This is a genomic window from Allobranchiibius huperziae (assembly GCF_013410455.1).
GTDB classification, from domain to species: domain Bacteria; phylum Actinomycetota; class Actinomycetes; order Actinomycetales; family Dermatophilaceae; genus Allobranchiibius; species Allobranchiibius huperziae.
The window spans coordinates 2,111,494-2,136,766 of the sequence record NZ_JACCFW010000001.1 but is presented as its reverse complement, the minus strand read 5'-3'; the positions used below and the strand labels follow the sequence as shown (position 1 = coordinate 2,136,766).

22 protein-coding genes are annotated in these 25,273 nt (G+C 69.8%); 11 read left to right on the top strand and 11 right to left on the bottom strand.

Features of this window, described 5'->3' with window-relative positions:
• The gene (locus HNR15_RS10055) at positions 1-1,389 is read left to right on the top strand and encodes a class II 3-deoxy-7-phosphoheptulonate synthase (protein ID WP_343048609.1); all 1,389 of its coding nucleotides are present in this window, start codon (positions 1-3) and stop codon (positions 1,387-1,389) included.
• Here the strand turns inward: HNR15_RS10055 and pknB are convergent.
• Entirely contained in the window at positions 1,370-3,253 is a 1,884-nt protein-coding gene (gene pknB / locus HNR15_RS10050) for a Stk1 family PASTA domain-containing Ser/Thr kinase (RefSeq protein ID WP_343048500.1), read from the bottom strand. The two genes, HNR15_RS10055 and pknB, sit on opposite strands and share 20 nt — an antisense overlap.
• 64 nt (positions 3,254-3,317) lie before the next feature.
• Between pknB and HNR15_RS10045 the strand changes: the two genes are divergently transcribed.
• Positions 3,318-3,677, top strand: a complete 360-nt coding sequence (locus HNR15_RS10045) for an Rv2175c family DNA-binding protein (RefSeq protein ID WP_179481372.1) — start codon at positions 3,318-3,320, stop codon at positions 3,675-3,677.
• A 9-nt stretch (positions 3,678-3,686) separates the two neighbouring features.
• On the opposite strand, the gene HNR15_RS10040 is transcribed toward HNR15_RS10045, so the two are convergent.
• Positions 3,687-4,769 (bottom strand): polyprenyl synthetase family protein, encoded by a 1,083-nt coding sequence (locus HNR15_RS10040; RefSeq protein WP_343048499.1) that lies wholly within the window; start codon positions 4,767-4,769, stop codon positions 3,687-3,689.
• 147 nt (positions 4,770-4,916) lie between these two features.
• Between HNR15_RS10040 and metF the strand changes: the two genes are divergently transcribed.
• From metF to HNR15_RS10025, 3 genes are all read left to right on the top strand, one after another.
• Complete coding sequence (gene metF, locus HNR15_RS10035; RefSeq protein ID WP_343048498.1) at positions 4,917-5,819, top strand: methylenetetrahydrofolate reductase [NAD(P)H]; 903 nt, start codon at positions 4,917-4,919, stop codon at positions 5,817-5,819.
• A gap of 93 nt (positions 5,820-5,912) precedes the next feature.
• A complete protein-coding gene (locus HNR15_RS10030) occupies positions 5,913-6,434 on the top strand; it encodes an SAV_6107 family HEPN domain-containing protein (RefSeq protein WP_246305913.1) in 522 nt (173 codons plus the stop codon).
• A gap of 104 nt (positions 6,435-6,538) precedes the next feature.
• Positions 6,539-6,988 carry a DUF3040 domain-containing protein gene (locus HNR15_RS10025; RefSeq protein ID WP_208052270.1) on the top strand — a complete coding sequence of 150 codons (450 nt, stop codon included), beginning with the start codon at positions 6,539-6,541 and terminating at the stop codon, positions 6,986-6,988.
• Positions 6,989-7,003: 15 nt separating this feature from the next.
• Here the strand turns inward: HNR15_RS10025 and HNR15_RS10020 are convergent, their stop codons facing one another.
• Both HNR15_RS10020 and HNR15_RS10015 read right to left on the bottom strand, forming a co-directional pair.
• Positions 7,004-7,486, bottom strand: coding sequence for a DUF456 domain-containing protein (locus HNR15_RS10020; protein WP_179481366.1), 483 nt, complete (start codon positions 7,484-7,486; stop codon positions 7,004-7,006).
• A 93-nt stretch (positions 7,487-7,579) separates the two neighbouring features.
• Positions 7,580-7,795 (bottom strand): DUF7455 domain-containing protein, encoded by a 216-nt coding sequence (locus HNR15_RS10015; protein WP_179481364.1) that lies wholly within the window; start codon positions 7,793-7,795, stop codon positions 7,580-7,582.
• 285 nt (positions 7,796-8,080) lie between these two features.
• Here HNR15_RS10015 and HNR15_RS10010 point away from each other — a divergent pair, with 285 nt between their 5' ends.
• On the top strand, positions 8,081-10,204 hold the full coding sequence (locus HNR15_RS10010) for a DNA gyrase/topoisomerase IV subunit B (RefSeq protein ID WP_343048497.1): 2,124 nt from the start codon (positions 8,081-8,083) through the stop codon (positions 10,202-10,204).
• 59 nt (positions 10,205-10,263) lie between these two features.
• Here HNR15_RS10010 and HNR15_RS10005 read toward each other — a convergent pair whose 3' ends face one another.
• Positions 10,264-12,105, bottom strand: coding sequence for an NAD(P)/FAD-dependent oxidoreductase (locus HNR15_RS10005; protein WP_179481362.1), 1,842 nt, complete (start codon positions 12,103-12,105; stop codon positions 10,264-10,266).
• Positions 12,106-12,275: 170 nt separating this feature from the next.
• Here HNR15_RS10005 and dinB point away from each other — a divergent pair, with 170 nt between their 5' ends.
• Both dinB and HNR15_RS09995 read left to right on the top strand, forming a co-directional pair.
• Positions 12,276-13,454, top strand: a complete 1,179-nt coding sequence (gene dinB, locus HNR15_RS10000) for a DNA polymerase IV (RefSeq protein ID WP_343048496.1) — start codon at positions 12,276-12,278, stop codon at positions 13,452-13,454.
• 21 nt (positions 13,455-13,475) lie between these two features.
• Entirely contained in the window at positions 13,476-14,057 is a 582-nt protein-coding gene (locus tag HNR15_RS09995) for an HhH-GPD-type base excision DNA repair protein (protein WP_179481358.1), read from the top strand.
• A 66-nt stretch (positions 14,058-14,123) separates the two neighbouring features.
• Here HNR15_RS09995 and HNR15_RS09990 read toward each other — a convergent pair whose 3' ends face one another.
• The gene (locus HNR15_RS09990; RefSeq protein WP_179481356.1) at positions 14,124-15,299 is read right to left on the bottom strand and encodes an AAA family ATPase; all 1,176 of its coding nucleotides are present in this window, start codon (positions 15,297-15,299) and stop codon (positions 14,124-14,126) included.
• Between the two features lie 146 nt (positions 15,300-15,445).
• Here HNR15_RS09990 and HNR15_RS09985 point away from each other — a divergent pair, with 146 nt between their 5' ends.
• Positions 15,446-15,997: a DinB family protein gene (locus HNR15_RS09985; protein ID WP_179481354.1), complete on the top strand. Its 552-nt coding sequence runs from the start codon at positions 15,446-15,448 to the stop codon at positions 15,995-15,997.
• 55 nt (positions 15,998-16,052) lie between these two features.
• Here HNR15_RS09985 and HNR15_RS09980 read toward each other — a convergent pair whose 3' ends face one another.
• Positions 16,053-18,503, bottom strand: a complete 2,451-nt coding sequence (locus tag HNR15_RS09980) for a DNA gyrase/topoisomerase IV subunit A (RefSeq protein WP_179481352.1) — start codon at positions 18,501-18,503, stop codon at positions 16,053-16,055.
• A gap of 126 nt (positions 18,504-18,629) precedes the next feature.
• Here HNR15_RS09980 and HNR15_RS09975 point away from each other — a divergent pair, with 126 nt between their 5' ends.
• Positions 18,630-19,157 (top strand): DUF1990 family protein, encoded by a 528-nt coding sequence (locus HNR15_RS09975; protein WP_179481350.1) that lies wholly within the window; start codon positions 18,630-18,632, stop codon positions 19,155-19,157.
• A 48-nt stretch (positions 19,158-19,205) separates the two neighbouring features.
• On the opposite strand, the gene HNR15_RS09970 is transcribed toward HNR15_RS09975, so the two are convergent.
• The 4 genes from HNR15_RS09970 to HNR15_RS09955 all read right to left on the bottom strand — a co-directional run bounded on the left by HNR15_RS09970 (position 19,206) and on the right by HNR15_RS09955 (position 23,614).
• Positions 19,206-20,684, bottom strand: coding sequence for a GH1 family beta-glucosidase (locus HNR15_RS09970; RefSeq protein ID WP_179481348.1), 1,479 nt, complete (start codon positions 20,682-20,684; stop codon positions 19,206-19,208).
• A 94-nt stretch (positions 20,685-20,778) separates the two neighbouring features.
• Positions 20,779-21,864, bottom strand: coding sequence for a Gfo/Idh/MocA family protein (locus HNR15_RS09965; RefSeq protein ID WP_179481346.1), 1,086 nt, complete (start codon positions 21,862-21,864; stop codon positions 20,779-20,781).
• The gene (locus tag HNR15_RS09960; protein ID WP_179481344.1) at positions 21,861-22,571 is read right to left on the bottom strand and encodes a ThuA domain-containing protein; all 711 of its coding nucleotides are present in this window, start codon (positions 22,569-22,571) and stop codon (positions 21,861-21,863) included. Before HNR15_RS09960 ends, HNR15_RS09965 begins: the two co-directional genes overlap by 4 nt.
• Positions 22,568-23,614 carry a LacI family DNA-binding transcriptional regulator gene (locus HNR15_RS09955; RefSeq protein ID WP_179481342.1) on the bottom strand — a complete coding sequence of 349 codons (1,047 nt, stop codon included), beginning with the start codon at positions 23,612-23,614 and terminating at the stop codon, positions 22,568-22,570. Before HNR15_RS09955 ends, HNR15_RS09960 begins: the two co-directional genes overlap by 4 nt.
• 252 nt (positions 23,615-23,866) lie before the next feature.
• Here HNR15_RS09955 and HNR15_RS09950 point away from each other — a divergent pair, with 252 nt between their 5' ends.
• Complete coding sequence (locus HNR15_RS09950) at positions 23,867-25,201, top strand: ABC transporter substrate-binding protein (protein ID WP_246305912.1); 1,335 nt, start codon at positions 23,867-23,869, stop codon at positions 25,199-25,201.
• Positions 25,202-25,273 lie beyond the last annotated feature (72 nt).

Here is a 25,273-nt window from a genome sequence, read left to right as displayed (position 1 = left end):
ATCAGTCCCACCCTGTCCGCCGCGGCGTCCCACGAGCCCTCATCCCTGCCGCAGTGGGCCGACCTTCCTGCCGCACAGCAGCCGCAGTGGCCCGACCAGGACGCCCTGGCGGCCGCTCGGGCCGAGCTGGCTGCCGCGCCCCCGCTGGTGTTCGCGGGTGAGTGCGACGTGCTGCGGCAGCGGCTGGCCGCGGCCTCCCGCGGCGAGGCATTCCTGCTGCAGGGCGGCGACTGCGCCGAGATGTTCTCCGCCGCGACGGCCGACGGCATCCGCGACCGGATCAAGACGATCCTGCAGATGGCCGCGGTCCTCACCTACGGCGCCAGCACCCCCGTGATCAAGGTGGGTCGGATCGCCGGTCAGTACGCCAAACCGCGCAGCAGCGGCAGCGAGACCCGCGGCGACGTGACGCTGCCGGCGTACCGGGGCGACATGGTCAACGACTTCGCGTTCACGCAGGAGTCCCGCACGCCGGACCCGCGGCGCCTGGTGCAGGCGTACCACACGAGCGCGTCCACGCTGAACCTCGTGCGGGCGTTCACCCAGGGCGGTTTCGCCGATCTGCGGCACGTGCACGAGTGGAACCGCGGCTTCATCGCCAACAGCGCCTACGCGCGCTACGAGAGCATCGCCTCCGACATCGACCGCGCGATGAAGTTCATGGCCGCGTGCGGCGCCGACTTCGACGCGCTGCGCGCCGTGGAGTTCTTCGCCAGCCACGAAGCGCTGCTGCTGGACTACGAGAAGCCGCTCACCCGTATCGACAGCCGCACCGGCAACCCGTACGCCGTGTCCGGGCACTTCCTGTGGGTCGGCGAACGCACCCGCCAGCTGGACGGTGCACACCTGGACTTCGTCTCCCGCATCCACAACCCGATCGGCATGAAGGTCGGACCGACCGCCGACCCCGACGAGCTGATGCGGGTCATCGACAAGCTCGACCCTGAGCGCGAGCCCGGCCGACTCACCTTCATCACCCGGATGGGCGCGGGCAAGATCCACGACGCGCTGCCGCGGATCGTGGAGCGGGTGACCTCCGAGGGCGCGAAGGTCGTCTGGGTCTGCGACCCGATGCACGGCAACACCTTCGAGTCCTCGACCGGCTACAAGACCCGGGAGTTCGACGACATCATCGCGGAGGTGCAGGGCTTCTTCGAGGTGCACCAGGGCCTTGGCACCATCCCCGGCGGCATCCACGTCGAGCTCACCGGCACCGACGTCACCGAATGCCTCGGCGGGTCCGAGAAGATCCTGGCCGGTGACCTGGAGAAGCGCTACGAGACGGCGTGCGACCCGCGGCTGAACCACCAGCAGAGCCTGGAGCTGGCGTTCCTCGTGGCGCAAATGCTGAGCGCCCGCGCCGAAGGGCTCACACGACCGACAGTGTGACGGTGCTGCCCTTGCGCACCCTGGTGCCCGGCGAGGGGTCGCTCGCCCGGACGTCGTTGAACAACCCGCCGAAGAAGCGGTTGATCGTGACCTTGAGCCCGAGCGCCTCCAGCGCGGCCTTCGCCTTCTGACTGGTCTGGCCGGTCACGTCGGGGACGGTGATCAGCTCCGGGCCCTTGGAGATGACGAGGGAGACGCTGTCACCGCGGTAGCCGGTGCCGGTCGAGGGAGTCTGGCTGATGACGTCTCCCTGGGCGACGGTGTCGCTGAACTGCTGGGTGCCCTGCTGCACGGTGAAGCCGAGCCCGTTCAGCGTGCTCGTGGCGTCGCTGCCGGAGACGCCGACGACGTTCGGGATCGCGATGGGCTCCCGGCCCTTGCTGACCACCAGGGCGACCTGGGTGCCTCGCTTGAGGGAGGCACCCGCCGCTGGGTTCGAGCTGATCACCCGGCCGGCCGGCACCGTCTCGCTGTAGCCGTCGCCCACCGTGCCGAGCGCAAGGTGGGCCGCGGTGAGCGCAGCCTGGGCCTGCGCCTGGGTGTTGCCGACAAGCGTGGGCACCTCGTGCCGTTCGGGCCCGCGAGACACCTGAAGCGTGACCGAGCCGATCCGGCGTACCTGCGCTCCCGCGCCCGGCTCGCTCGCGACCACCGCGCCCTTGGGGACTGATTCGCTGTAGACCTCGCGCACCGCGCTGTCCAGGTGGTGGGCGTGCAACGCGGCGAGCGCTGCGCCCTGCTGACGACCGACGACGTCGGGCACCTTCTCCTCGCCGAGCGGGCCGGCGGTGAAGAGCCAGCCGCCCGCCACGATGAGCGCGAGCACCAGGGCGCCGACCACGGCGAGGACGAATGGTCGGGCACCCCGTCGGCGCGACGTGCCCGAGAGCGCCGCCGGCGACCCGTCGTACCGGCCGAGCGCGTGGGTGCTGTCGGTGCCGAGCCGTGAGGTGTGGGCGACCTGAGGGTCCGACCCGTCGCCGCCCGCGGCCGGCAACGCATCGAGCTGGTCGGGGCTCAGACTGCGCTGGGCGGCCTGCAGGTGATCCAGCATCTCCGCCGCGTCCGCCGGGCGCTCGTCGGGGTCGGTCGCCGTCGCGTGGGCGATGAACTCGTCCAGCACCGGCGGCACGGTGGGCACGACCGCCCCGGCGCGGGGGACCGTGCCGTGCACGTGCTGGTAGGCGACGTGGATGGGGGAGTCGCCCGGGAACGCCTTCGCGCCGGTCAGCATCTCGTAGACCAGCAGGCCGACCGTGTAGACGTCGGAGCGTTCGCTCGCCGTGCCGGTCTCGACCTGCTCGGGCGCCAGGTACGCCGCCGTACCGAACATCACGCTGGCGTCCGTGCTGAAGGTGTGGGTCGTCACGGCTCGGGCGAGGCCGAAGTCGACCACCTTGACCGTGCCGTCGTCGCGCAGCAGGACGTTCTCGGGCTTGATGTCGCGGTGCACGATGCCGGCACGGTGGGCGACGGCGATCGCCGCGAGGATGCCGCCTGCGATGTCGAGGGTGCGGCGGGCCGACAGGGGCGCAGAGGCGCGCAGCAGTTCGCGCAGCGTGGTGCCCTCCACCAGCTCCATCGCGATGAAGACGTACTGCTCGTCCTGGCCCTGGTCGGTGACGGCCACGATGTTGGGGTGCGACAGCCGGGCCGCGGACCGCGCCTCGCGACGGAACCGCTCGACGAACGCCTCGTCACGGGCCAGATCCGGGCGCATGATCTTCAGGGCGACGTGCCGGTCCAGTCGCTCGTCGAGGGCGACGTAGACGGACCCCATCCCCCCGTCGGCGAGGTGGTGCAGCACCTGGTACCGCCCGTCGACGCGGCGGCCGACGAGAGACGGCGATGCGGTGGGCGGCACCGTCGCAGTCTACGAAGCGACCTTGTGGGTCATCGGGAGGCGCGGCGCATGGGAAACTGGCGCCATGGCTGATCTGGAGGACCTGGTGGGGGAGTGGCTCTCGGTGCCGGAGGTGGCCGAGGCGATCGGGCTGCGCCAGCGACAGGTGCGCAAGATGATCACCGACGGCGACTTGCTCTCGCACCGCGTCGGCCCCAACGCCGCGATCGGCGTGCCTGCGGCGTTCGTCCGGGACGGGGAGATCCTGCCCTCGCTGCAGGGCACGGTCACGGTCCTGCGCGACGCGCGCCTGCCGGATGAGGAGGCGCTGGAGTGGCTGTTCACCCCGGACGAGACGCTTCCGCTGCCGGGGGCGCCCATCCACATGCTGCTGGCGGGTCGCAAGGCCGAGATCCGCAAGCGCGCGAGCGAACTGGCCTTCTGACCCGCCCGGTCAGGAGTCGCGCGCCGTCGCGACGTCGATCAGATCGTGCAGGATCACGGCGGACTCCTCGTCGAGCACGGCACCGCGCAGCTGCTCCCGCGCGACGAGCACCCGCTCCTGGATCATCCCTTCGACCCGGTCGACCGCACCCGAGCGTTTGCACAGGTCGCGCAGCCACGCCACCTGCTCCTCGTCCAGGTCCGGCGACCCGAAGAGCGCCGTGAACCGGCTCAGATCCGCCGGGGCGACGTCATCGAGCGCGAAGGCGACGAGCGCCGTGCGCTTGCCCTCGAGCAGGTCGTCCCCGGCCGGTTTGCCCGTCTGCTCGGGGTCGCCGAAGACCCCGAGCAGGTCGTCGCGCAGCTGGAAGGCGTCGCCGAGGGCCGTTCCGTACGCCGCGAGCGCCGAGCGCGTCGAGGCGCCGACCCCGGCGCAGTCGGCTCCGATCAGCAGCGGTTGGACCACGGTGTAGTTGGCGCTCTTGTAACGAACGACGCGAAGCGCTTCCTCGATCCGCTCATCGGTGGTCAGCGTCGCCCAGTCGCGCACCGAGTCCAGCACGTCGAGGAACTGGCCGCCCATCAGCTGCGTGCGCATCGCGTCGAACTGGTCCCGGCCGCGGGCGAGCTCGGCGTGCGGCAGACCGCTGCCCACGAACAGCTCATCGGTCCACACCAGGCACAGGTCCCCGGCGAGGATGGCCCCGGCGTTGCCGAAGTCCTCGCCGTCGCCCTCCCAGCCCTCCCGGGCGTGGCGAGCGGCGAGGCGGCGGTGCGCGGTCGGCATACCCCGTCGCGTGTCGGAATGGTCCATCACGTCGTCGTGGATGAGTGCCGCCGCCTGGAACATCTCCATCGACGTGGCGACCTGGACCAGGGCGTCGCTGTCGCGCCCGCCGGCCGCGCGGTAGCCCCAGTAGAGGAATGCCGCGCGCAGTCGCTTGCCTCCGCGCAGGAGCTGGAAGATCCCGTCGGACAACTCGGCGACGTCGGGTCCGAGCGGCGCGAGCACGTCGCGCTGACGCGCCTGCGCGGTGTCGAGCACCGCCTGCACCCGGACGCGCAGATCCGCGACATCCAACGGGTCCGGCACGGGCTGTCCTTCCGGTGGATCTCGCGGGCTGTTGTCCCGCAGCGTAGTTGGCGCACGCACCTCTATCATCGTCGCATGTCAGAGGCCGTTCCCGGACGCTTACCCCCACGGCCCGGCGAGCATGCGCGCCGGACCGTCGGCGCGCGCGTGAGCATCCCCGATCTGCTGTCCGCCGGGCCGCCCAGCTTCAGCTTCGAGTTCATGCCGCCCCGCGACGAGGCGGGCGAGGCCGTGTTGTGGGAGTCGATCCGCAGGCTGGAGCAGGTGCGCCCGTCGTTCGTGTCGGTCACCTACGGCGCGGGGGGTTCGACCCGTGACGGCACCGTGCGGGTGACCGGCCGCATCCAGCGGGAGACCACCCTCACGACGATGGCGCACCTGACCTGTGTCGGGTCCTCGCTGGCATCGCTGCGGCAGGTGGTCGGGGAGTACGCCGACGCCGGCATCCGCAACATCCTGGCGCTGCGCGGTGATCCCGCCGGCGGCCTCGGCACCCCGTGGACCGCGCACCCGGAGGGCCTGGACCACGCGGATCAGCTCGTCGGTCTGATCGGATCGCTCGGCTCGTTCACGGTGGGTGTCGCGGCCTTTCCTGACAAGCACCCGGAGTCGCGCAGCCTCGAGGACGACGCCGACGCGCTGGTGCGCAAGGCCGACGCCGGGGCGTCGTTCGCCATCACCCAGATGGTCACCGACGTGGATGCCTACCTGCGGTTGCGCGACCTGGTTGCCGCGCGCGGGCGGGATCTACCGATCGTGCCGGGCCTGATGCCCGTGACCTACGCGAGCCAGTTGGATCGGATGACCAAGCTTAACGGTCAGCCGCTCGCGGCCGACGTCGTACGCCGGATCGAGCAGGTCGCGCACGACAAGGAGGCAGTGCGACGGGTCGGTGTGGCGATCTGCACCGAGCACGCCGACCGGTTGCTCGACGAGGGCGCGCCGGGCATCCACTTCATCACGATGAACCGGTCGACCGCGACGCTGGAGGTCTACCGCAACCTGGCGTCGGGCAGGAGCGCCGTGCCGGTCGGCGCCGTCTCGGGCTAGGGCCCCGCCCGGCACGTCGGCGGGCATTGCCGCTGTCGGTGGCACGGCATAGAGTCGTCGAACAGACGTTCGATACGACGAAGCGAGGCCGTCATGCCCAGCACATCGACCATGCCCATCACCCCCGACGCCCCCACCCTCTCCCGCCCTGCGCGAAGTCCCGCGCCTCGCAGTGTCCCGCCTGTCGCCGACAGCACCGGCGGAGCGTCGTCGGTGGCGGTGCTGGAGCTCGTCGACCGCGCACGGGAGGCGCTCCTGGAGGCGTGTCACAGCAACGGCACCACCGAGCGCTACGCACTGGCCCAGCTCGGCGCGCTGCGGGCGGCCACCGCCCTGGTGGCGAACCGGATCTCGACGCGACGGCGGTCGGCCCGCCGCGACGTGTGGACCACGCTCGTCGCCGGCGTCCCGGAGCTCACCGAGTGGGCGGAGTTCTTCGCCCTCACCAGCGCGCGGGGAGCGAGCGCGGAGCGCGGGCGGGCACATCTGACGGCCCGGGAGGCCGACGATCTGGTGCGTCAGGCGGAGATGTTCCTGGAGCTGGTCCTGTCCCGGCTGGGGCTGCCGATGTATACACCCCTTCCGGGGTACGTCAGCCCGCTCCGACGGCCGTAAGATGAGGAGGAAAAGGTGTCCCGACCCATTCGCAGACGCGTGTGGGATGCGACACTTATTCTTGGGTCCATGGTCCGCGATGGCCCTTCGCGAACTTCTTGCCCATGACGAATCGTCGGGAGGTCACCGTGCCGCTCTCCGAGCGCGAGCAGCGTCTGCTCGAACAGATGGAAGAGGCGTTGAGCGCCGATGATCCCAAGTTCGCGTCGCACATGGTGGCCGACCCTGCTCGGGCCCGCGCCCGACGGCGACTCGCTTTGGGCGCTGTCCTGTTGGTCGTCGGTGTCGCCACCCTCGTGGCCGGCATCCTCATCCGAGTGGTCCCGGTGGGTGCGCTCGGTTTCGCGGTGATGGTGGGTGCCGCCGCGTACGCAGTGAGCCCGACCGGCCCCGGTGGACCCTCGCTCGGATCGGTGCAGCCCGACGGCGGGGTGCAGCGGCTGAACCGGCGTCGTCGGCGCCGGTCCGCAGGGCGCGGCAACGGACCACAGGGCGGCTTCATGCAACGGGTCGAGCAGCGGTGGGAACGCCGTCGAGGCGGCTCCGGCTGGTAGCACGCCCTCCCCGCATCAGCGGGTGAGCAGCAGGCCGCACACCCACAGCACGGCGATCGCCGTAGCTGTCGACAGTTCGATCCCCACGCTCATCAACACCGCCCGCACGGCGGCCGCCGTGGCTCGCCGCGCAGCGACGGCATCCCGTAGACGGGCGTGCTCGGCCACGTAGACCCCGATTACGAAGCCCAGCGCGAGTCCGACGTACGGGATCACGAAGAACCCCACGACGGCACACACGGTCCCGACCAGCATGGTGGCCCGGGGGACACCGGCGGAGCTGAGGCGCCGACCGGGCAGCAGGTACTTGCACGTCCAGCCGACCAGCGCGAGCACGACGCTCCCCGCGAAGATCGACCATGCCGTGGCTCCGCCGGTCGTCGCCGACCAGAGCAGCACGCCCGCCACGCACAGCAGCGTCCCCGGCAACACCGGGATCAGCACCCCGAGCGTCCCGACGACGATCAGCACCGCGGCGAGGACGGTGGCGGTCTGCATGACGTGCCTCTCTCATCGGACATGACGACGCCCGCCCCGCGGATGCGGAGCGGGCGTGTCCGTGGCCGGGGACGATGACCGTCCCGCGGCCGATCAGACCTGCGGTGTCGAGGGGGTCTCGTCGAGACGCTCGGTCTCGTCGACGACCTCGAGGGCGACGGCGCGCAACTTGTCGATGTGCTCACGACCGTGGTGCGCGCAGAAGAGCAACTCGTGGTCTTCGGCGAGGCGTGCACGGATGAAGGCCTGGGCGCCGCACCGGTCACACCGGTCGGCCGCTGTCAGAGTCGGGGCGAAGGCTGTTGCCATGGTCGTTCATCCTTTCGTCGGGACGCCTGCGGGCGCCTACGGCGGTTGGCCCACGTGGGCCGCGTACCTAGGACGTCATTCGAAGCCGAGATGTTCCCGGATCGGGTTTCGCCCTTCGACACGATCAACAGTCAAGCATGCAATGCCATTCCCCAGTGGTAGCTGGCCCGCGTGTGGTGCGCATCACCTGTCACCGGGCCGGGATAGCCTGCCCGCCAGTAGCTCTCGACGAGCAGATTCCAAGGACACGAGACCGCGGCACGACTGCGGGCGGAGGAGTGGCGGGTGGCAGGCAGCAAGCAGGGCGTGGACCGGGCCGGTGACTATTCGGCGCGGCACCTGCAGGTCCTCGAGGGTCTGGAGGCGGTCCGCAAGCGGCCGGGCATGTACATCGGCTCCACCGATTCGCGCGGCCTCATGCACTGCCTGTGGGAGATCATCGACAACTCGGTCGACGAGGTGCTGAACGGGCACGGCGACCGCATCGACGTGGTGCTGCACCAGGACGGGTCCGTGCAGGTCGTCGACCGGGGCCGCGGTATCCCCGTCGACGCCGAGCCGCGCACCGGGTTGTCCGGCGTCGAGGTCGTGATGACCAAGCTGCACGCGGGCGGCAAGTTCGGCGGCAGCTCCTACACCGCCACCGGCGGACTGCACGGCGTCGGTGCGTCGGTCGTCAACGCGCTGTCCAGCAGGCTGGACATCGAGATCGACCGTGACGGCAAGACCCACGCGATGAGCTTCCGGCGCGGTGAGCCCGGTGTCTTCGACGACAAAGCGGGCACCGGTCCGGACAGCCCGTTCACGCCGTTCGTCGACCGCAGCGAGCTGCGGGTGGTGGGCAAGGTCAAGCGGGGCGTGACCGGCACCCGGATCCGCTATTGGGCCGACCATCAGGTCTTCCCCAAGGACACCCACTTCGACGACACGGTGCTCGCGGCGCGCGCGCGGCAGACCTCGTTCCTCATCCCTGGTCTGCGGGTGGTCATCCGCGACGAACGACGCCTGGCCGGCACCCCCGGCGCGGACGGGCCGCACGAGGAGATCTACCACCACGACGGCGGTATCTCGGAGTTCACCGACTTCCTGGCTCCCGACACTCCGCTGACCGGCACCTGGCGCCTGCAGGGATCGGGCACGTTCACCGAGACGGTGCCGGTGCTCGACGAGCTCGGTCACATGAGCTCCCAGGAGGTGGAGCGCGAGGCCGTCGTCGACGTGGCGCTGCGCTGGGGCAGCGGCTACGAGACCACCGTGTCCTCGTTCGTCAACATCGTGGCGACCCCCAAAGGCGGCACGCACATCGCCGGTTTCGAGCAGGGCCTGGTCAAGGCGTTCCGCAAGCAGCTGGAGGCCAACGCCCGCAGGCTGAAGATCGGCTCGGACAAGCCGGAGAAGGACGACATGATGGCGGGCCTCACCGCGGTCGTCACCGTGCGCCTGGCCGAGCCGCAGTTCGAGGGGCAGACCAAGGAGATCCTCGGCACCTCGGCCGTGCGCGCCATCGTCGCGAAGGTCGTGGAGACCCAACTGAGCGCCACTCTCAGCGCCACGACCCGCGACCTCAAGACGCAGTCCGCGCAGCTGCTGGAGAAGGTCGTCTCCGAGATGAAGGCGCGCATCAGCGCGCGCACCATGAAGGAGACCCAGCGCCGCAAGACCGCACTGGAGAGCTCGTCGCTGCCGGGCAAGCTGAAGGACTGCCGTTCCACCGACGTGGAGCGCACCGAGCTGTTCATCGTCGAGGGCGACAGCGCGCTCGGCACCGGGCTGGCCGCCCGCGACTCGGAGTACCAGGCGCTCCTGCCGATCCGGGGCAAGATCCTCAACGTGCAGAAGGCCTCGGTCGGCGACATGCTGAAGAACGCCGAGTGCGCCGCGATCATCCAGGTCATCGGTGCGGGGTCCGGGCGCAGCTTCGAGGTCGAGGCCGCCCGCTACGGCAAGGTCATCCTGATGACCGACGCCGACGTCGACGGCGCGCACATCCGCACCCTGCTGCTCACTCTGTTCTTCCGCTACATGCGCCCCCTGGTCCAGGCCGGCAAGGTGTACGCCGCCGTACCTCCGCTGCACCGCATCGAGACCACCGCGCAGGGCCGCTCCAAGGGGGAGGTGCTCTACACCTACTCCGAGGCGCAGATGCGCCAGACCATCGGGCAGCTGCAGAAGCGCGGGCGGACCATCAAGACGCCGCAGCGCTACAAAGGCCTCGGCGAGATGGACGCCGACCAGCTGGCCGAGACCACGATGGAGCCGCGGCACCGGATGCTGCGCCGCGTCACGATGGCGGACGCGGAGAAGGCCGAGTCGGTCTTCGACCTGCTGATGGGCAGCGATGTGGCGCCGCGCAAGGACTTCATCGTCGACTCGGCCGCTGCGCTGGACAAGGAACGCATCGACGTCTGAACTCGGTTGTCAGCGTCTTCCTGGTGCCGACGCCAGGAATCTGCTGACGACCGCGGTGCTCAGCCGGTGTGGTGCACCTCCTGCAGCGCGTAGACCGGCGTGTCGAGGCCCTCGAAGCGGGCCTTCAGCTGCAGCGCCAGATAGAGCGAGTAGTGCCGTGACTGATGCAGGTTGCCGCCGTGCATCCAGAGGTGCTCGACGTTGGTCGGCTTCCACATGTTGCGCTGCTCGCCCTCCCAGGGGCCGGGGTCCTTGGTGGTGTCCGAGCCCAGTCCCCAGACCTTGCCGAGCCGGTCGGCGGTCTCCTGGTCGATCAGGTCTGCCGCCCACCCGTTCATCGACCCGTAGCCGGTCGCGTAGACGACCAGATCGGCCGGCAGCCGGGTGCCGTCCTCCAGCACCACCGCGTCCTCGGTGAGGTGGTCCACGTTGCCGTGTGCGAGCTTCACGTCACCGTTCGCGACCAGGTCCGCCGAGCCCACGTCGATGTAGTAGCCGGATCCGCGGCGCAGGTACTTCATGAACAGGCCGGAGCCGTCGTCGCCCCAGTCGTGATCGAAGCCGGCCGATGCGAGCCGGTCGTAGAAGTCCTTGTCGACCTCGGCCATCTTCTCGTAGGCCGGGATCTGGAAGCGGTGCATGATCCGGTAGGGCAGCGAGGCGAAGATCAGGTCCGCCTTCTCCGTGGTCACCCCGGCCTTCAGGGCCCGCTCGGAGTAGAGGTCGCCGAGGCCGTACTCCATCAGCGAGGCGCTGCGCACGATGTGGGTCGAGGAGCGCTGCACCATCGTGACGTCGGCGCCCTTCTCCCACAGCGCACCGCAGATGTCGAAGGCACTGTTGTTGCTACCGATGACCACGCACTTCCTGCCCGCGTAGGCGTCCGGACCAGGGTGCGCGGACGAGTGGTGCTGGTCGCCCCGGAAGACCTCCATACCGGGGTACTGCGGCAGGTTGGGCTTGCCGGACATCCCGGTGGCCAGCACCAGGTGAGTGGGTCGCAGGGTGAACGGCTTGCCCTCCTTCTCCACCTCGACCGTCCAGGTCTGCGTCTGCGGCGAGTAGGTCGCCGACGTCGCCGTCGTGCTGGGCCAGTAGGGCACTTCCATGATCTTGGTGTAGCCCTCCAGCCAGTCGGCGATCTTGTCCTTCGGGCTGAACACCGGCCAGTTCTCCGGGAACTTCAGGTAGGGCAGGTGGTCGTACCAGACCGGATCGTGCAACGCGAGGCTCTTGTAGCGACTGCGCCACTGGTCGCCCGGGCGCGGGTGCTTGTCGATCACCAGGCTGGGCACTCCCAACTGACGCAGTCGAGCACCGAGGCCGATGCCGCCCTGGCCTCCGCCGACGACCAGTACGTACGGCTGCGTGGTGGTGCCGAAGCTGTCGATCTCCTCCTGCTGCTTCTCCAGCCACGACCGACGGTCCTTGGTGGCCCCGTGTTGCGCGCCCTGGGGGCGGTGCTCGTTCCTCGGCTCCTCGTGGCCCTTGAGCTCGTACAAGGTGGTGAGGAGGGTGAAGGCCTTGGGCCCGTCCTCGTCCACGAGCCGCAGGAGCCCGCGACCGCGTCCGACGGCGGTCTCGAAGGTGAACCACGCCGTGATCACGCCGTCGGCCTCGTCGGCGGCTTCGGTGAGCGCGAATCCAGAGGGGTCGGTGGCCTCCAGGGTGTTGGAGAGCAGGTCCGTGACACCGCGGCGGCCCTCCACGGTCTTGAGGTTCCAGGTGAACGCGATCAGGTCGCGCCAGTAGGACTCGGTCGCGAACAGCTCGGCGGCCGCGCGGACGTCGCGGGCGGCCAGTGCCCGCTCGAAGTCTCCGAACCACTCCTCGGCAATGGAGGTGGGGCTGTCGGGCTCGGCCGCGTCGGCCTGTTCCGTGGGATCCAGCGTCTGGGACATGGTGCTCCGATCACATCGACTGTGACCCATGACACACCACGAACCCCTGGGGCCGCACCGTCCGTTCGGACGGCCCGACGGTCATCGGATCGGGTCGGGACGTCGTCACGATCCGGCAGAGGATCGGCACCGGTCTGGCGCCTGGCCTGCGGGGGTGCGAACATGTGTTCGTGTCCATCCTGCACGCCGACCTGGACTCGTTCTACGCCTCGGTCGAGCAGCGCGACGACCCGTCGCTGCGCGACCGCCCGATGGCGGTGGGCGGGGGCATCCTGCTCGCGGCCAGCTACGAGGCCAAGGCCTGCGGCGTGCGGACGGCGATGAGCGAGCGGGCGGCGCGCAGTCTGTGCCCGGATCTGGTGGTGGTACCACCGCGGATGAGCGCGTACACCCAGGCCAGTCGGGCTGTGTTCGAGGTGTTCCACGACATCACGCCGGTGGTCGAGGGGATCTCCATCGACGAGGCGTTCCTGGACGTCGGGGGACTGCGGCGCCTCGTGGGACCACCGGAGCTGATCGCGCGCACGGTGCGGTCGCGGGTGCGCTCCGAGGTCGGGCTGCCGATCTCGGTGGGGGTCGCGCAGACCAAGTTCGTCGCGAAGATCGCGAGCGCGGTGTCCAAACCCGACGGGCTGCTCGTCGTACCGGCAGGTGGTGAGACCGCGTTCCTGCATCCGCTGCCGATCGAGCGGCTGTGGGGAGTGGGCAAGGTGACGTCCGCCAAGTTGCACGCGCGCGGGATCGCGACGATCGGCCAGCTCGCGGCCGCGCGGGAGGACGCCGTGGTGGGGGAGCTGGGCGCCGCAGCGGGTCACCACCTGTGGGCGCTGGCGAACGTCCGCGACCCGCGACCGGTGATGCCCGGGCGTCGGCGCCGGTCGATGGGTGCCCAACGGGCGATCGGCGGACGGCCGCGTACCGGCGACGAGCTCGACGAGATCCTGATGGGACTGGTGGAGAAGGTGTGCGGGCGGCTGCGCGACTCAGGGCGGTGGGGAGCGACGTTCACCCTGCGGCTGCGCCTCGCCGACTTCAACCGGATCACCCGCTCGCGCACCCTGCCGCTGCCGTCGGCGGCCACCCAGACGTTCCTGCGGGTCGGTCGGGAGCTGCTGGAGCAGGTGTCGCCACTCATTGCAGATCGTGGGATCACGTTGCTGGGCATCACGATCGCCGGTCTGACGACTCCTGATCGGTTGCAGCCCATGCTGCCGTTCGACGCGGTCGAATCCGGTCGGGTCGATCAGACGCTGGATGAGATCCGGGAGCGTTTCGGCAACACGGCGCTCACCCGCGGCGTGCACGTCGGGCGGTCGGGCGGTTGGGAGATGCCGAGACTGCCGGAGTGAGGGCGCCTATCCTCTGCGGATATGACGACGCTGCGGATTGCCCAGGACGAGCGCGCGGACGAACTGCTCAGCACCGACCCGTTCGCGTTGCTCGTCGGGATGCTGTTGGACCAGCAGTACCCGATGGAGCATGCGTTCCGGGGCCCGGCCAAGATCATGGATCGGTTCGGCTCGCTGGATCCGGCGCGGATCGCCGAACAGGACCCGGAGGCCTGGGCCGATCTGTGCTCCACCCCGCCGGCCATCCACCGCTACGGGCGCTCGATGGCGGGCCGGGTGCAGGAGCTCGCGGTCGTCGTGCGCGACCAGTACGAGGGCGACGCCTCCCGGCTCTGGACGACCGCGGGCGATGCGGGCGAATTGCTGCGCCGCCTGCAGGCACTGCCCGGCTTCGGCCAGCAGAAGGCGCGGATCTTCGCGGCCCTGCTCGGCAAGCAGCTCAACGTCCGGCCGGCGGGATGGCGTGAGGCGATCGGCCCGTACGCCGAGGACGGCAGCCGCCGCTCGGTCGCGGACGTCGTCGGGCCCGAATCGCTGCAGCAGGTGCGCGACTTCAAGAAGGCGGCGAAGAAGCAGGCGAAGGCCGCGGCTGCCGGCGACTGAGTGTCCGCCGTAGCGCGATGACGGTCGACGGACCGCGGAAATTTCCGCATTCGTCAGCCGCTCGGTTCAGCGGCGCGGCCACTCCCAGGGCGGGGTGGTCAGCATCCCGAAGTCGGGCAACCGGGTCTGCCCGTCGGCCTTGTCCAACCGCAACCGCCCGACCTGCGCACGGCCGGCGTTCTCGATGCACGTGGCGAGGTCGGACGCATGCGTCACCACGACGAGCTGGGTTTGGGCGGCGGCCGCGGCCATCAACGCGCCGAGGGCCGGGTAGAGGTCGGGATGCAGGCTGGTCTCGGGTTCGTTGAGCACCATCAGCGAGGGCGGGCGCAGGCTCAGCAGCGCTGCGGCGAGCATCAGGAACCGCAGGGTGCCGTCGGACAGCTCGGCGGCCCCGAGCACCCGCAGCATGCCCGGTTGATGCAGCCCCACGGAGAAGACGCCGTCCCGCGACTCGATCATGAGCCGCGAACCGGTGAACGCGTCCTGCACGACGTCCTGCAGCAGATCGCCGTGGCCGAACTCGAGGATGGTCCGCAGGGCCGCGGCGAGGTCGCCACCGTCCGACGCCAGGACCGGGGTGCGGGTGCCGACCTGCGGCAGTCGAGCCGGAGCACCCGGGTCGGTGCGCAGATGGTCGTAGAAACGCCACTCCCGCAACGTGTCCCGCAGACCCAGCACCTCCGGCGCACTCGCCCCGTCCGCGACCTCGGACAGCACGCTGCGGTGCCCGGGGACGGGATACGGCAGGTCGTGCCAGGTGTCGTCGCGCACCCGCACCACCTGCCGGTTGCGGTCCACCAGGAGTCCCGACGGCTTGGGGAACGCCCCGGCGAAGACCCACTCCCGTTTGAGCACCGGATCCTGGCGGAACATCGAGTCCTCGCCGACGTCCATCGGAGTGGGCAGCCCGAGGTCCGCCGCGTACCCGACCCCGTCGCCGGAGAAGCCCAGCCGCAGCGCGACGGGCCCCTTGCGTCGGGTGCCCTGCGCCGGGTGTCCGGCCGCGTGCGCGGCGCCGGAGCCGAACTCCGGACCGGCCCACAGCACGGCCCCCAGGCCGCCCTCCCGTGCCAGGGCGTTGATCGCGCTGTCGGTCGCCAGGCCGCTGATCAGGCGCAGCGCCCGGTAGACGTTGGACTTGCCGCTGCCGTTGGGCCCGGTGACCACGTCGAGACCGGTCAGGGGCAGCACCAGGTCGCGGATGGAGCGATAGCCCGAGATGGCGACGGTGTGCAGCACGCGGGCATGCTCGCACCGGCCGCCGACAGCTCGGTCGGCATGCGACCGGTCGGCGAGTGTCCGCAGTTCCGTGCCGACGGGTGCACGAAAGTGCGGACACTCGCAGCCCCGGGGACATGTCCGCGCCCGGACCTAGGGTCTCGGCCATGACCACCACGCCGGACTCGCACGATGCGCGAGTCGATCCGCCGCACGCCGCGAGCGAGTTCGAGACGCTCCTCGGCTTCCTCGACTACCACCGCGACACCCTGATGATGAAGGTCGACGGCCTGTCGCCGGCCCAGCTGCAGGCGACCCACCCGCCCTCGACGCTCACGCTGGGCGGTCTGATGGCACACCTGGCGCTCGTGGAGGACAACTGGAGCGGTGAGGTGCTGCTCGGCGCCGACCCGGTCGAGCCCTGGGCGTCCGCTGACTGGGACGGCGACAGCGACTGGGAGATGACGACCGCGGCAGGCAGGAGCGTGCAGCAACTGCAGGCTCAATACGCCGAGTCCAGGTCGCGCAGCGACGCCATCCTGCGCGAGCTGGCGGCCTCGCCGACCGCTTTGGACACGTTGAGCGCACGACCGAGCCGTCGTACCGGAGAGCTCTTCTCGCTGCGCTGGGTCATCCTGCATCTGATCGAGGAGTACGCCCGGCACAACGGGCATGCCGACCTGATCCGCGAGTCGGTCGACGGCGTCACCGGCGAGTGAGTGTCCGCACTTTCGCGCAGACGGGTGCACGAAAGTGCGGACACTCGCGGAGCGGTCAGCGGGGCGTGCCTCCGACGGCCGCGATCGGACCGCCCGCAGGTGCACCGCTGCCGTCGCGACGGTCGTCGGGCTCGGGCAGGTCCACCGGCGTACCGGTCGGTCCGGCGGCACGCGGGGGAGTCGGACCGACCCAGGCCAGCACGAGCACGTTCTCACCGCGTACGAAACGTTGCGCCCGCACGCCGCCGGTGGCACGTCCCTTGCCGGGATACACCTCGAAGGCGGTGACCTTGACCGATCCGGGGGTCGCGCTGTCCATCCCGGGGAGGGCGTCCGCACTGCCGGCGACGGTCACGACGGCGTTCGGCAGCTGCGGGTCCACTGCGCCGAACCACACGGCGGTGTCACCGCTGCCGAGCTTGATGCCGGCCATTCCGCCACCCGAACGCCCCTGCGGGCGCACGAGATCGGCGTTGAAGTGCAGCAGCTGCGCCTCGGTGGTGACGAAGATGAGCTCCTCGGTGCCGGTGCGCAGCTCCACCGCGCCGATAAGGGAGTCGCCCTCCTTGAGCGTGATCAGCTCGAAGGTGTCCTTGCTCGGGTAGTCGGTGTTGACCCGCTTGACCACACCCTGACGCGAGCCGAGCGCCAGCCCGGGTGAGTCCGCGCGCAGCGACGTCAGGGTGAGCACCTGCTCGCCGGGGGTCAGGTCGACGTACGCGCCGACGGGTGCGCCGCCGGACAGGACCGGCGCACCGCTGGTCGGAGGCATGGTCGGCAGGTCGATCGCCGAGACACGCACCAACCGGCCGGTGGAGGTCACCATGCCGAACTCGCCCCGCGCCGTTGTCGACACCCCGGCCACCACCACGTCGTGCTTGCGCCGGGTGCCCCCCTCGGGCAGCGGGTCGGCGGTGGTGGTGCGCGCGAGCAGCCCGGTGGAGGACAGCAGCACGTGACAGGGGTCGTCGGCGACCTCCAGCGACGCGGCCGCCGCAGGTGTGCCGGAGGACTCCAACAGCGTCGTACGACGTGGCGTGCCATGGGTTTTGGAGATCTCGGCCAACTCGCTGGACACCGTGCGGTGCAGCAGCTTCTCGTCGGCCAGGATCGCCCGCAGCGCCTCGATCGCCTCGAGGAGCTCCTGCTGCTCCTTCTCCAGCTCGATCCGGGAGACCCTGGTCAGTCGGCGCAGCTGCAGGTCGAGGATGTAGTTGGCCTGCGCCTCCGACAGGTCGAAGACCTCGATCAGCCGGGACCGCGCGGCGCCGGAGTCGTCCGAGGTGCGGATGACCTGGATGACCTCGTCGATGTCCAGGATCGCGATCAGCAGACCCTCGACCAGGTGCAGCCGGTCGAGCCGCTTGTCGAGGCGGTACTGGGTGCGGCGGCGTACGACGTCGATGCGGAAGTCGACGTAGACCTTCAGCAGCTCCTTCAGGCCCAGCGTGCGCGGCTGGCCGTCGACCAGCGCCACGTTGTTGATGCCGAAGGACTCCTCCATCGGGGTGAGCCGGTAGAGCTGTTCGAGCACCGCCTCGGGGTTGAAGCCGTTCTTGATCTCGATGACCAGCTGCAGACCCTTCGTGCGGTCCGAGAGGTCCTTCAGATCGGCGATGCCCTGCAGCCGCTTGCCCTGCACCAGGTCCTTGACCTTGTCGATGACCTTCTCGGGCCCGACGAGGTAGGGCAGCTCGGTGACCACGATCCCCTTGCGGCGGGGAGTGACGTTCTCGATGCGCACAGTGGCCCGGGTGCGGAAGCTGCCGCGACCGGAGAGGTAGGCGTCCCGGATGCCGTCCAGGCCGACGATCTGCCCGCCGCACGGCAGGTCCGGACCGGGCACGAACTTCATCAGGTCGTCCAGGGAGCAGTCCGGGTGGGAGATCAGGTGGCGTGCCGCGTCGACGACCTCGACCAGGTTGTGCGGCGCCATGTTGGTCGCCATCCCGACGGCGATGCCGCTCGCGCCGTTGACCAGGAGGGCGGGGAACGCCGCGGGCAGTACGGTCGGCTGCTGGAACTGCTCGTCGTAGTTGGGCTCGAAGTCGACGGTGTCCTCATCCAGCGCCGCGACCATCGTCATGGACGCCGGGGCCAGGCGGGCCTCGGTGTACCGCGCGGCCGCCGGGCCCTGGTCCAGCGACCCGAAGTTGCCGTGCCCGTCGACCAGCGGCAGGCGCATCGTGAAGTCCTGGGCGAGTCGCACGAGACTGTCGTAGATCGGCTGGTCACCGTGCGGGTGGTACTTGCCCATCACCTCGCCGATGACCCGCGAGGACTTCACGTGCGAGCGGTCCGGGCGCAGGCCCAGCTCGTCCATCGAGAAGAGGATGCGCCGCTGCACCGGTTTGAGGCCGTCGCGCGCGTCCGGGATGGCGCGGGAGTAGATGACCGAGTACGCGTACTCCAGGTACGCCGTCTGCATCTCGTCCTGGACGTCGATGTCGGTGATGTTCTCCACGAAGTCGTCCGCGGGAGGTGGTGTCTTGGTGCCGCGCGCCATGCGTCGGATGTCTCCTTGGGTGGGTCGGTGACTGCCGGGTCAGTGTCTCTCACCGCCGCCTGCCGGGCTCGGCACCCACGCCGTGAGCCGTCGGGCGCGTCCTGCCGGCCGTGCGACGATCGACGGGTGCCCGCACACCTGGACCAGCAGCCCCTGACGTATGCGCCCGTGGGCCTGACCCGCGGGATCACGCCGGTGCCGGAGGGGATGCACGCGAGCGGCACCTCCCGGATCGTCGGCGGACCGGAGGTCTTCGAGCGGGCGTGCGACTTCGTGCTCGGGCTCGGCATGCAACGTGCCGTGGGGGCCCGGGTGCAGGCGCCCGACCGTCCGCTCGAGGTGGGGGACACCGTCGTGATGACCCTCGGTGTGCGAGGTCGGGGACTGCGGATCCCGACCCGGGTGGTCCACGTGGTGCGGGAGACCGACCGGCGCGGCTTCGCCTACGGCACGTTGCCGGGCCATCCCGAACGCGGGGAGGAGCTCTTCCTCGTCGAGCGGCTGGCCTCCGGTGAGACGAGGGTGAGCGTCTCGGCGGTGTCGGCGCCGGGGCGGTGGTTCACCCGGCTGGCCGGGCCGCTTGGTCGAGGGGTGCAGCGCGCCGCCAGCTGGCGGTACGTCGACTCGGTGCGGCGGCACTGCCGCGCCGGCTGAGGACCGCCGGGTGTGCCACCACTGCGGCGGCGCACCCGGGCGGGTGGGTCAGTCGCCGACCGACAGCGAAGGCTCCGCATCCGGCGAGGCGGCGGGAATCGCGCGGGTGGCGGCGAGCTCGGCATACCAGTGCGCGCTGTCCTTGGGCAGCCGCTCCAGGGTGTCGTAGTCGACGCGAACGATGCCGAACCGCTTGGAGTAACCGAGTGCCCACTCGAAGTTGTCCAGCAGCGACCACACGAAGTACCCCCGCAGATCCGCGCCCCGCTCGACGGCGCGGTGTACCGCGGTGAGGTGCCGCCTGAGATAGTCCACCCGGTCCGCGTCGTGCACGGCCGGACCGGTCTCCTCGGTCGTCACCGTGTCCTCGAACGCGGCGCCGTTCTCGGTCACGAGCAGCGGAAGTCCCGGGAACTCCGCGTGCACGGCGAGCAGCAGGTCCTCGAGCCCGCTCGGATCGATGTTCCACCCCATCGAGGTGTGAGGACCCGGCTGCGCGAGGAACTCGATGTCGTCGTCACCCGGCCACGGTGACGCGTCACCGGCGACGTGACCGTCCGCCCTCTGGCGCTCGCCGCGCCCGTCCCACACCCGCACCAACGACGTCGAGTAGTAGTTGACGCCGAGGGCGTCGATCTTCTGGTGGATGATCTCGGCGTCACCCTCCTGCACGAAGGACCAGTCGGTGATGGACGCGGTGTCGCGCAGCAGGTCGGCGGGGTACGCGCCGTGCAGGAGCGGTCCGGTGAAGATGCGGTTGCCGACCGCGTCCAGACGTCGTACGGCCTCGTCCCCCGTCGGCCCCGATCCACGCAGCATGTGCAGGTTCAACGTGACCGAGAACTGCGGGTCGTTGGTCACCACGGCGCGCAACTGCTCGATGGCCAGCCCATGCGCGAGATTCAGGTGGTGCGCTGCCTGCAGCGCCGCCGACGGATCGGTGAGGCCGGGTGCGTGCACACCGGACGCGTGCCCGAGGAACGCCGCGCACCACGGCTCGTTCAGGGTCGTCCAGATCGCGACCCGGTCACCCAGCGCCTGACCCACGATGCGGGCGTATTCGGCGAACGCCAGCGCCGTCTCGCGGTTGGTCCAGCCGCCCTCGTCCTGCAGCGCCTGGGGCAGATCCCAGTGGTAGAGCGTGGCGACGGGGGTGATGCCGCGCGCGATGAGTCCGTCGATCAGCCGGGAGTAGAAGTCGAGGCCCGCCTGGTTGGCCGGGCCGCGACCGGTCGGCTGGATGCGCGGCCAGGCGATGGAGAACCGGTAGGCGTGCAGGTTGAGCGACTGCATCAGGTCCAGGTCGGCCTCGACCCGGTGGTAGTGGTCGTCGGCCACGTCGCCGGTGTCGCCGTCGAGGGTCTTGCCGGGCGTGTGGCTGAAGGTGTCCCAGATGCTCGTGCCACGTCCGTCCGCCTCGACGGCGCCCTCGATCTGGTACGACGCCGTGGCCGAGCCGATGACGAAACCGTCCGGGAACCTCAGCCCGTCACCTCGGTCGGCCGCTCTGTCTGTGCTCGTGCTCATCGCTGCATTCACCCTTTCGTTCGACGATTCGTAGGAGGTGTCCGTGTCCAGCCCGTGTGTGGAAGCTGGGCGCGACGAGGTGGTGGGCCGGTGTCTACCAGGTGGCCGGTGACGATCCCTTCGGCACCGGCTCCGGTCGTTCGACGGTGCTGACCAGGTGCACGACCTGATGTCGCCCGGCCGACAGCAGGACGGCGTCCATGATCTCCAGCACGTGGAACGCCAGGTCGCCGGATGCGCGGTGCGGGCGGTCGGTCTCGATGGCACGTGCCATGTCGGCGAGCCCCACCCCCCGCCCCGCGTCCGGGTAGCCCGCCGACACCTCGACCCCAGCCCAGTCCCCGGTCGCGGTCGTCCAGACCTCGACGGGCTCTGCGAACCAGTTCGGGTCCGGGACGGCGATGGTGCCGCTGGTGCCGTACACCTCGAACAGGGGAGTGCGGGAGGCCCAGACCTCGAAGCTGACGGTGACGGTCGACGTGACGCCGTCGCGGTGCTCCAGGATGGCGCTCACATGGGTGTCGACCTGCACCGGGACGGCGGCGGTCGCCTCGGGGCCGGTCGCCACCGTGCGCTCACGGCTCGACCTGCGCGTGACACCGCTGACCCGCACGACCGGACCGAAGAGGGTGATGAGGGTGCTGAGGTAGTACGGCGCCATGTCGAAGAGCGGGCCGCCGCCGGGCTGGTAGTAGAACTGCGGGTGCGGGTGCCAGAGCTCGTGGCCGGGCGAGGCCCACTGGACGGACGCAGCGACGGGGTCGCCGACCGCGCCGCTGTCGAGCAGCGCGCGCGCCGTCTGGACGCCTGTGCCGAGGACGGTGTCCGGGGCGCTTCCGACCCGCAGACCCGACGAACGGGCCAGCTGCAGCATCGGAGCCGCTTCCTGCGGGGTCAGGCCGAGGGGCTTCTCCGTGAAGACGTGCTTGCCGGCCCGCAGCGCCCGCATGCTCACGTCGACGTGCACGGCGGGAATCGTGAGATTCAGGACGACATCGATGTCCGGGGCGGCGAGCAACGCGTCCACACCGAGCGCCCGCACACCCTGCGCAGCGGCCACCTCGGCCGCGCGAGCCTCGTCGATGTCGGCGACGGCGACCAGGGTCAGACCCGGCAGTGAGGGGAACTGGGCGAAGTACTGCGCACTGATGACGCCGACGCCGATCACACCCACGTTCATCGCGCGGCCCACAGCAGACCGCGCTGCACGATGGCGCGTACGTCGGGGTGATCCAGGATCGACAGGGTGTGGCCGGGGGTCGAGACGAACACCCTGCCCTTGCCCCATTGCCTCGTCCAGATGGCAGGGAACGTGACCGGCCGGTGCCACGCGTCCCACGGACGGGCCGGCTGGGTGACGGTGGCGAGCACCTCGTTGTGCTCGTCCGTGAGCACCCAGTACAGCTCCGTCTCCAGATCGAAGTCCGCGACGCCCCGGGTGATGGGGTGGGCCCGACCCGCCGGTGTGATCTGCACGGTGAACGGGAGGTAGTTGTCGGACTGCTCGCCGGTGCGCAGCGCGGGGTGCTTGGCGGCATGGTGGGCGAACTGGCCGCCCATCATGTGCAGGTAGTCCGCGCTGTCGCGGTAGGAGTCGACGATGCCGCCGTGCCAACCGCCCAGTCCCGCGCCGCCCAGGACCGCGGCCTGCAGGCCCGCCAATTCGTCGTCGGCGATGGAGTTCATCGTGTTGGTCTGCAGGATCAGATCCACCGTGCCCATGTAGTCGGCGTCGGTGTAAACGGCCGGCGACTCCTCGACCCGGACGCTGAAACCGTTGTCCTGCAGGAACGGGATCATCGAGTCGGTCGTCTGCACCGGCTGGTGGCCGTCCCATCCGCCGCGGACGATCAGCGCGCTGCGGGTCGGATCCGTCGCGGCGGTCATGTCGCCGTCAGCTGCCTGCTCGGAGGGGCGGTACTTCCTCGGACGACCAGGCTGGTCGCCATCTCCAGGCGCATCGTCGACGGATCGCCGTCATTGCGCAGCTGCAGAAGGAATCGGGTCGCCTGCTCGGCCATCTCGGTCAGTGGTTGGCGCACCGTCGTCAGTTGCGGCGTCATCCACCGGGCGGCTTCGATGTCGTCGAACCCCACGATGGACAGGTCGTTCGGAACGCTGATCCCGAGGGACCGGGCGGCTTCGTAGACGCCGAACGCCTGCTGGTCGTTCGCGGTGAAGATCGCGCTGGGGCGGTCGGCGGCGGCCAGCAGCCGGGCGCCGCCCTGGACTCCGTCCTCGTACTCGTACCGACCGGCGATGATCAGCCCCGGGTCGATCTCGATCCCGGCCCTCGCCAGTGCGGTGCGGTAGCCGGAGGTGCGCGCGTGCGAGCTCATGATGTCGTCCGACCCGGTGATCAGACCGATCCTGCGGTGTCCGAGCTCGATCAGGTGCTGGGTGGCCATCAGCGCGCCGGACCAGTTGGCCGAGCCGACGGACGCGACGTCGAGGGCCGGATCTCCGGCCGGGTCGATGATGACGAACGGGATGTTCCGGGTGCGCAGCCGTCGTTTGGAGTCGTCCGACAGCTCGGAGGAGACCAGGATGACCCCCGCAGGATTCCGTGTGGTCGCGCCGACGATCCACTCCGGCGCTGGTCCGTGGTGCTCGCCGCTGACGGTGAGCAGGACGCTGATCCCGTTCTCCCGAGCGACACGGTCCACCCCTGCCAGCAATGCCGTGGTCCATCCGGCCTGGATGTTGAACGGGCCTGCGAAGACCAGCTCGATGAAGCCGGAGTGGGACTTCTCGTCGGTGCGCCGCTGATAGCTGGCCGCCGCGAGGAGGTTCTCGACACGGATGCGCACCGGCTCCGAGACACCCGGACGACCGTTGAGCACCTTCGAGACCGTCGACATGGAGACCGATGCGTCCATGGCGATCTCTGCAAGTGTCGCCCGTCGAGGCGAAACGTTTCGCGTGGTCATGGCGGGAATGGTACTGACATCCGATGCTTTTCGCGAGATCAAGGGTCGCCGTCGTCGCTTGGACCCTCATCTCGGCATCCGCGAAGGCGTTTTGCGTGATCTGCCTCACAGAAACTGTTGACAGCCGCACGGCAGGGCTTGGATACTCTTCGCACCCCAGAGCGAAATGTTTCTCCGATCGGCGGGTACTCGTGCCCGCGAAGTCGCATCTTGTCGCTGACCGGGGCACTGCGAAGAGAACAGGAGATCGAGATGGATTCTCACCTTGCGGGGGCGTCGTTCAGTCGTCGCGGCGTCCTCGGCATGACCGGCGGCGCGGCCGTCGCTGCTGCGCTCGCTGCGTGCTCCTCCAGCGGAGGCACGAAGAGTGGTGGGGGCGGCGGCAGTGGCAAGGCCCTGAAGTTCTGGAACATGCCGTGGGGCGGCACGGCCTTCAACCCGTTGGACAAGAAGATCACCACGGCCTACAAGCCGACCGGTGGGTTGCCGGCAGCGACCTACCAGGAGATCCAGTGGGCGAACTTCACCCAGACGTTCGCCTCCGCCATCGCCTCCAGGACAGGCCCGGCCGTCAGCTCGGGCGGCGGCACGCAGGCGTTCCAGTTCGCGCACCAGGGGCAGATCGCGTACGCCGACAACCTGCTGGACTCCTGGAAGAAGAACGGGATCTACGACGACTTCTTCCCCGGTCTGGTCGACACCATGAAGACCGACAAGGGCTACGCCGGTGTGCCCTACAACCTCGACGTGCGCGTGTCCTGGTACAACAAGTCGCTGCTCGCCAAGGCCGGTGTCGAACCGCCCACGACCTGGGCGGAGTACGAGAACGTCTGCGCGAAGCTCAAGAGCATCGGCGTCTACGGGTTCGGCCTCGGAGCCGGCACCGGCAACAACATCATGGCGCACATCCTGACGGCGTTCATGATCAACAACGGCGGTGGCCTGTTCAACGCAAAGCAGGAGCCCGACTGCGCCAGTGACGCGAACGTCGAGGCGGTGGAGTTCATCCTCGGACTGGTGAAGAAGGGGTACTCCGACCCCGCCGCTGCCACCTACAGCACGGCGAACGTCTACTCGCAGTGGACGGCCAAGAAGTTCGGGATGGGCTGGGACACGGCCGGTGCCGCGGTCTCGGTCGGCGGCTCGGTCGCCAAGGACATGGTCGTCGGTGTGCCCCTCGCGAGCACGAGCGGCAAGAAGGGCGGCCTGTACTTCCCGAACAACATCATGATGTACACGAACACGCCGAGTCAGAAGGGCTCGGAGGCGTTCCTGACGTACTACTACCAGAGCATGAAGTCGCTGTGGACGCAGAACACCGGTATCGGTCTCCCGCCCCTGAAGTCCATCACCGCCACCGAGCAGTTCAAGGCCGACCCCAACAACGTCAAGATCGTCGACGACTGGCAGCCCATCTTCAAGACGTGGGCCGCTCCCGGCGGGACGGCCCTGTTCTACAACGTCGCCAACACCGTCGACGGAACAGCGCCCATGAACAACTTCGCGCAGAGCATCCTCGGCGGCAAGGTCTCCGCGAAGGCGGCACTCACCACCCTGCAGAACGCCATCGAACCGCTGATGACCTAGAGGCCGCGCGGCGGGTGGTACGGCCAGCAGCAGGCGCCACCCGCCGTTCGCGCCACCATCACACCCCCGGCT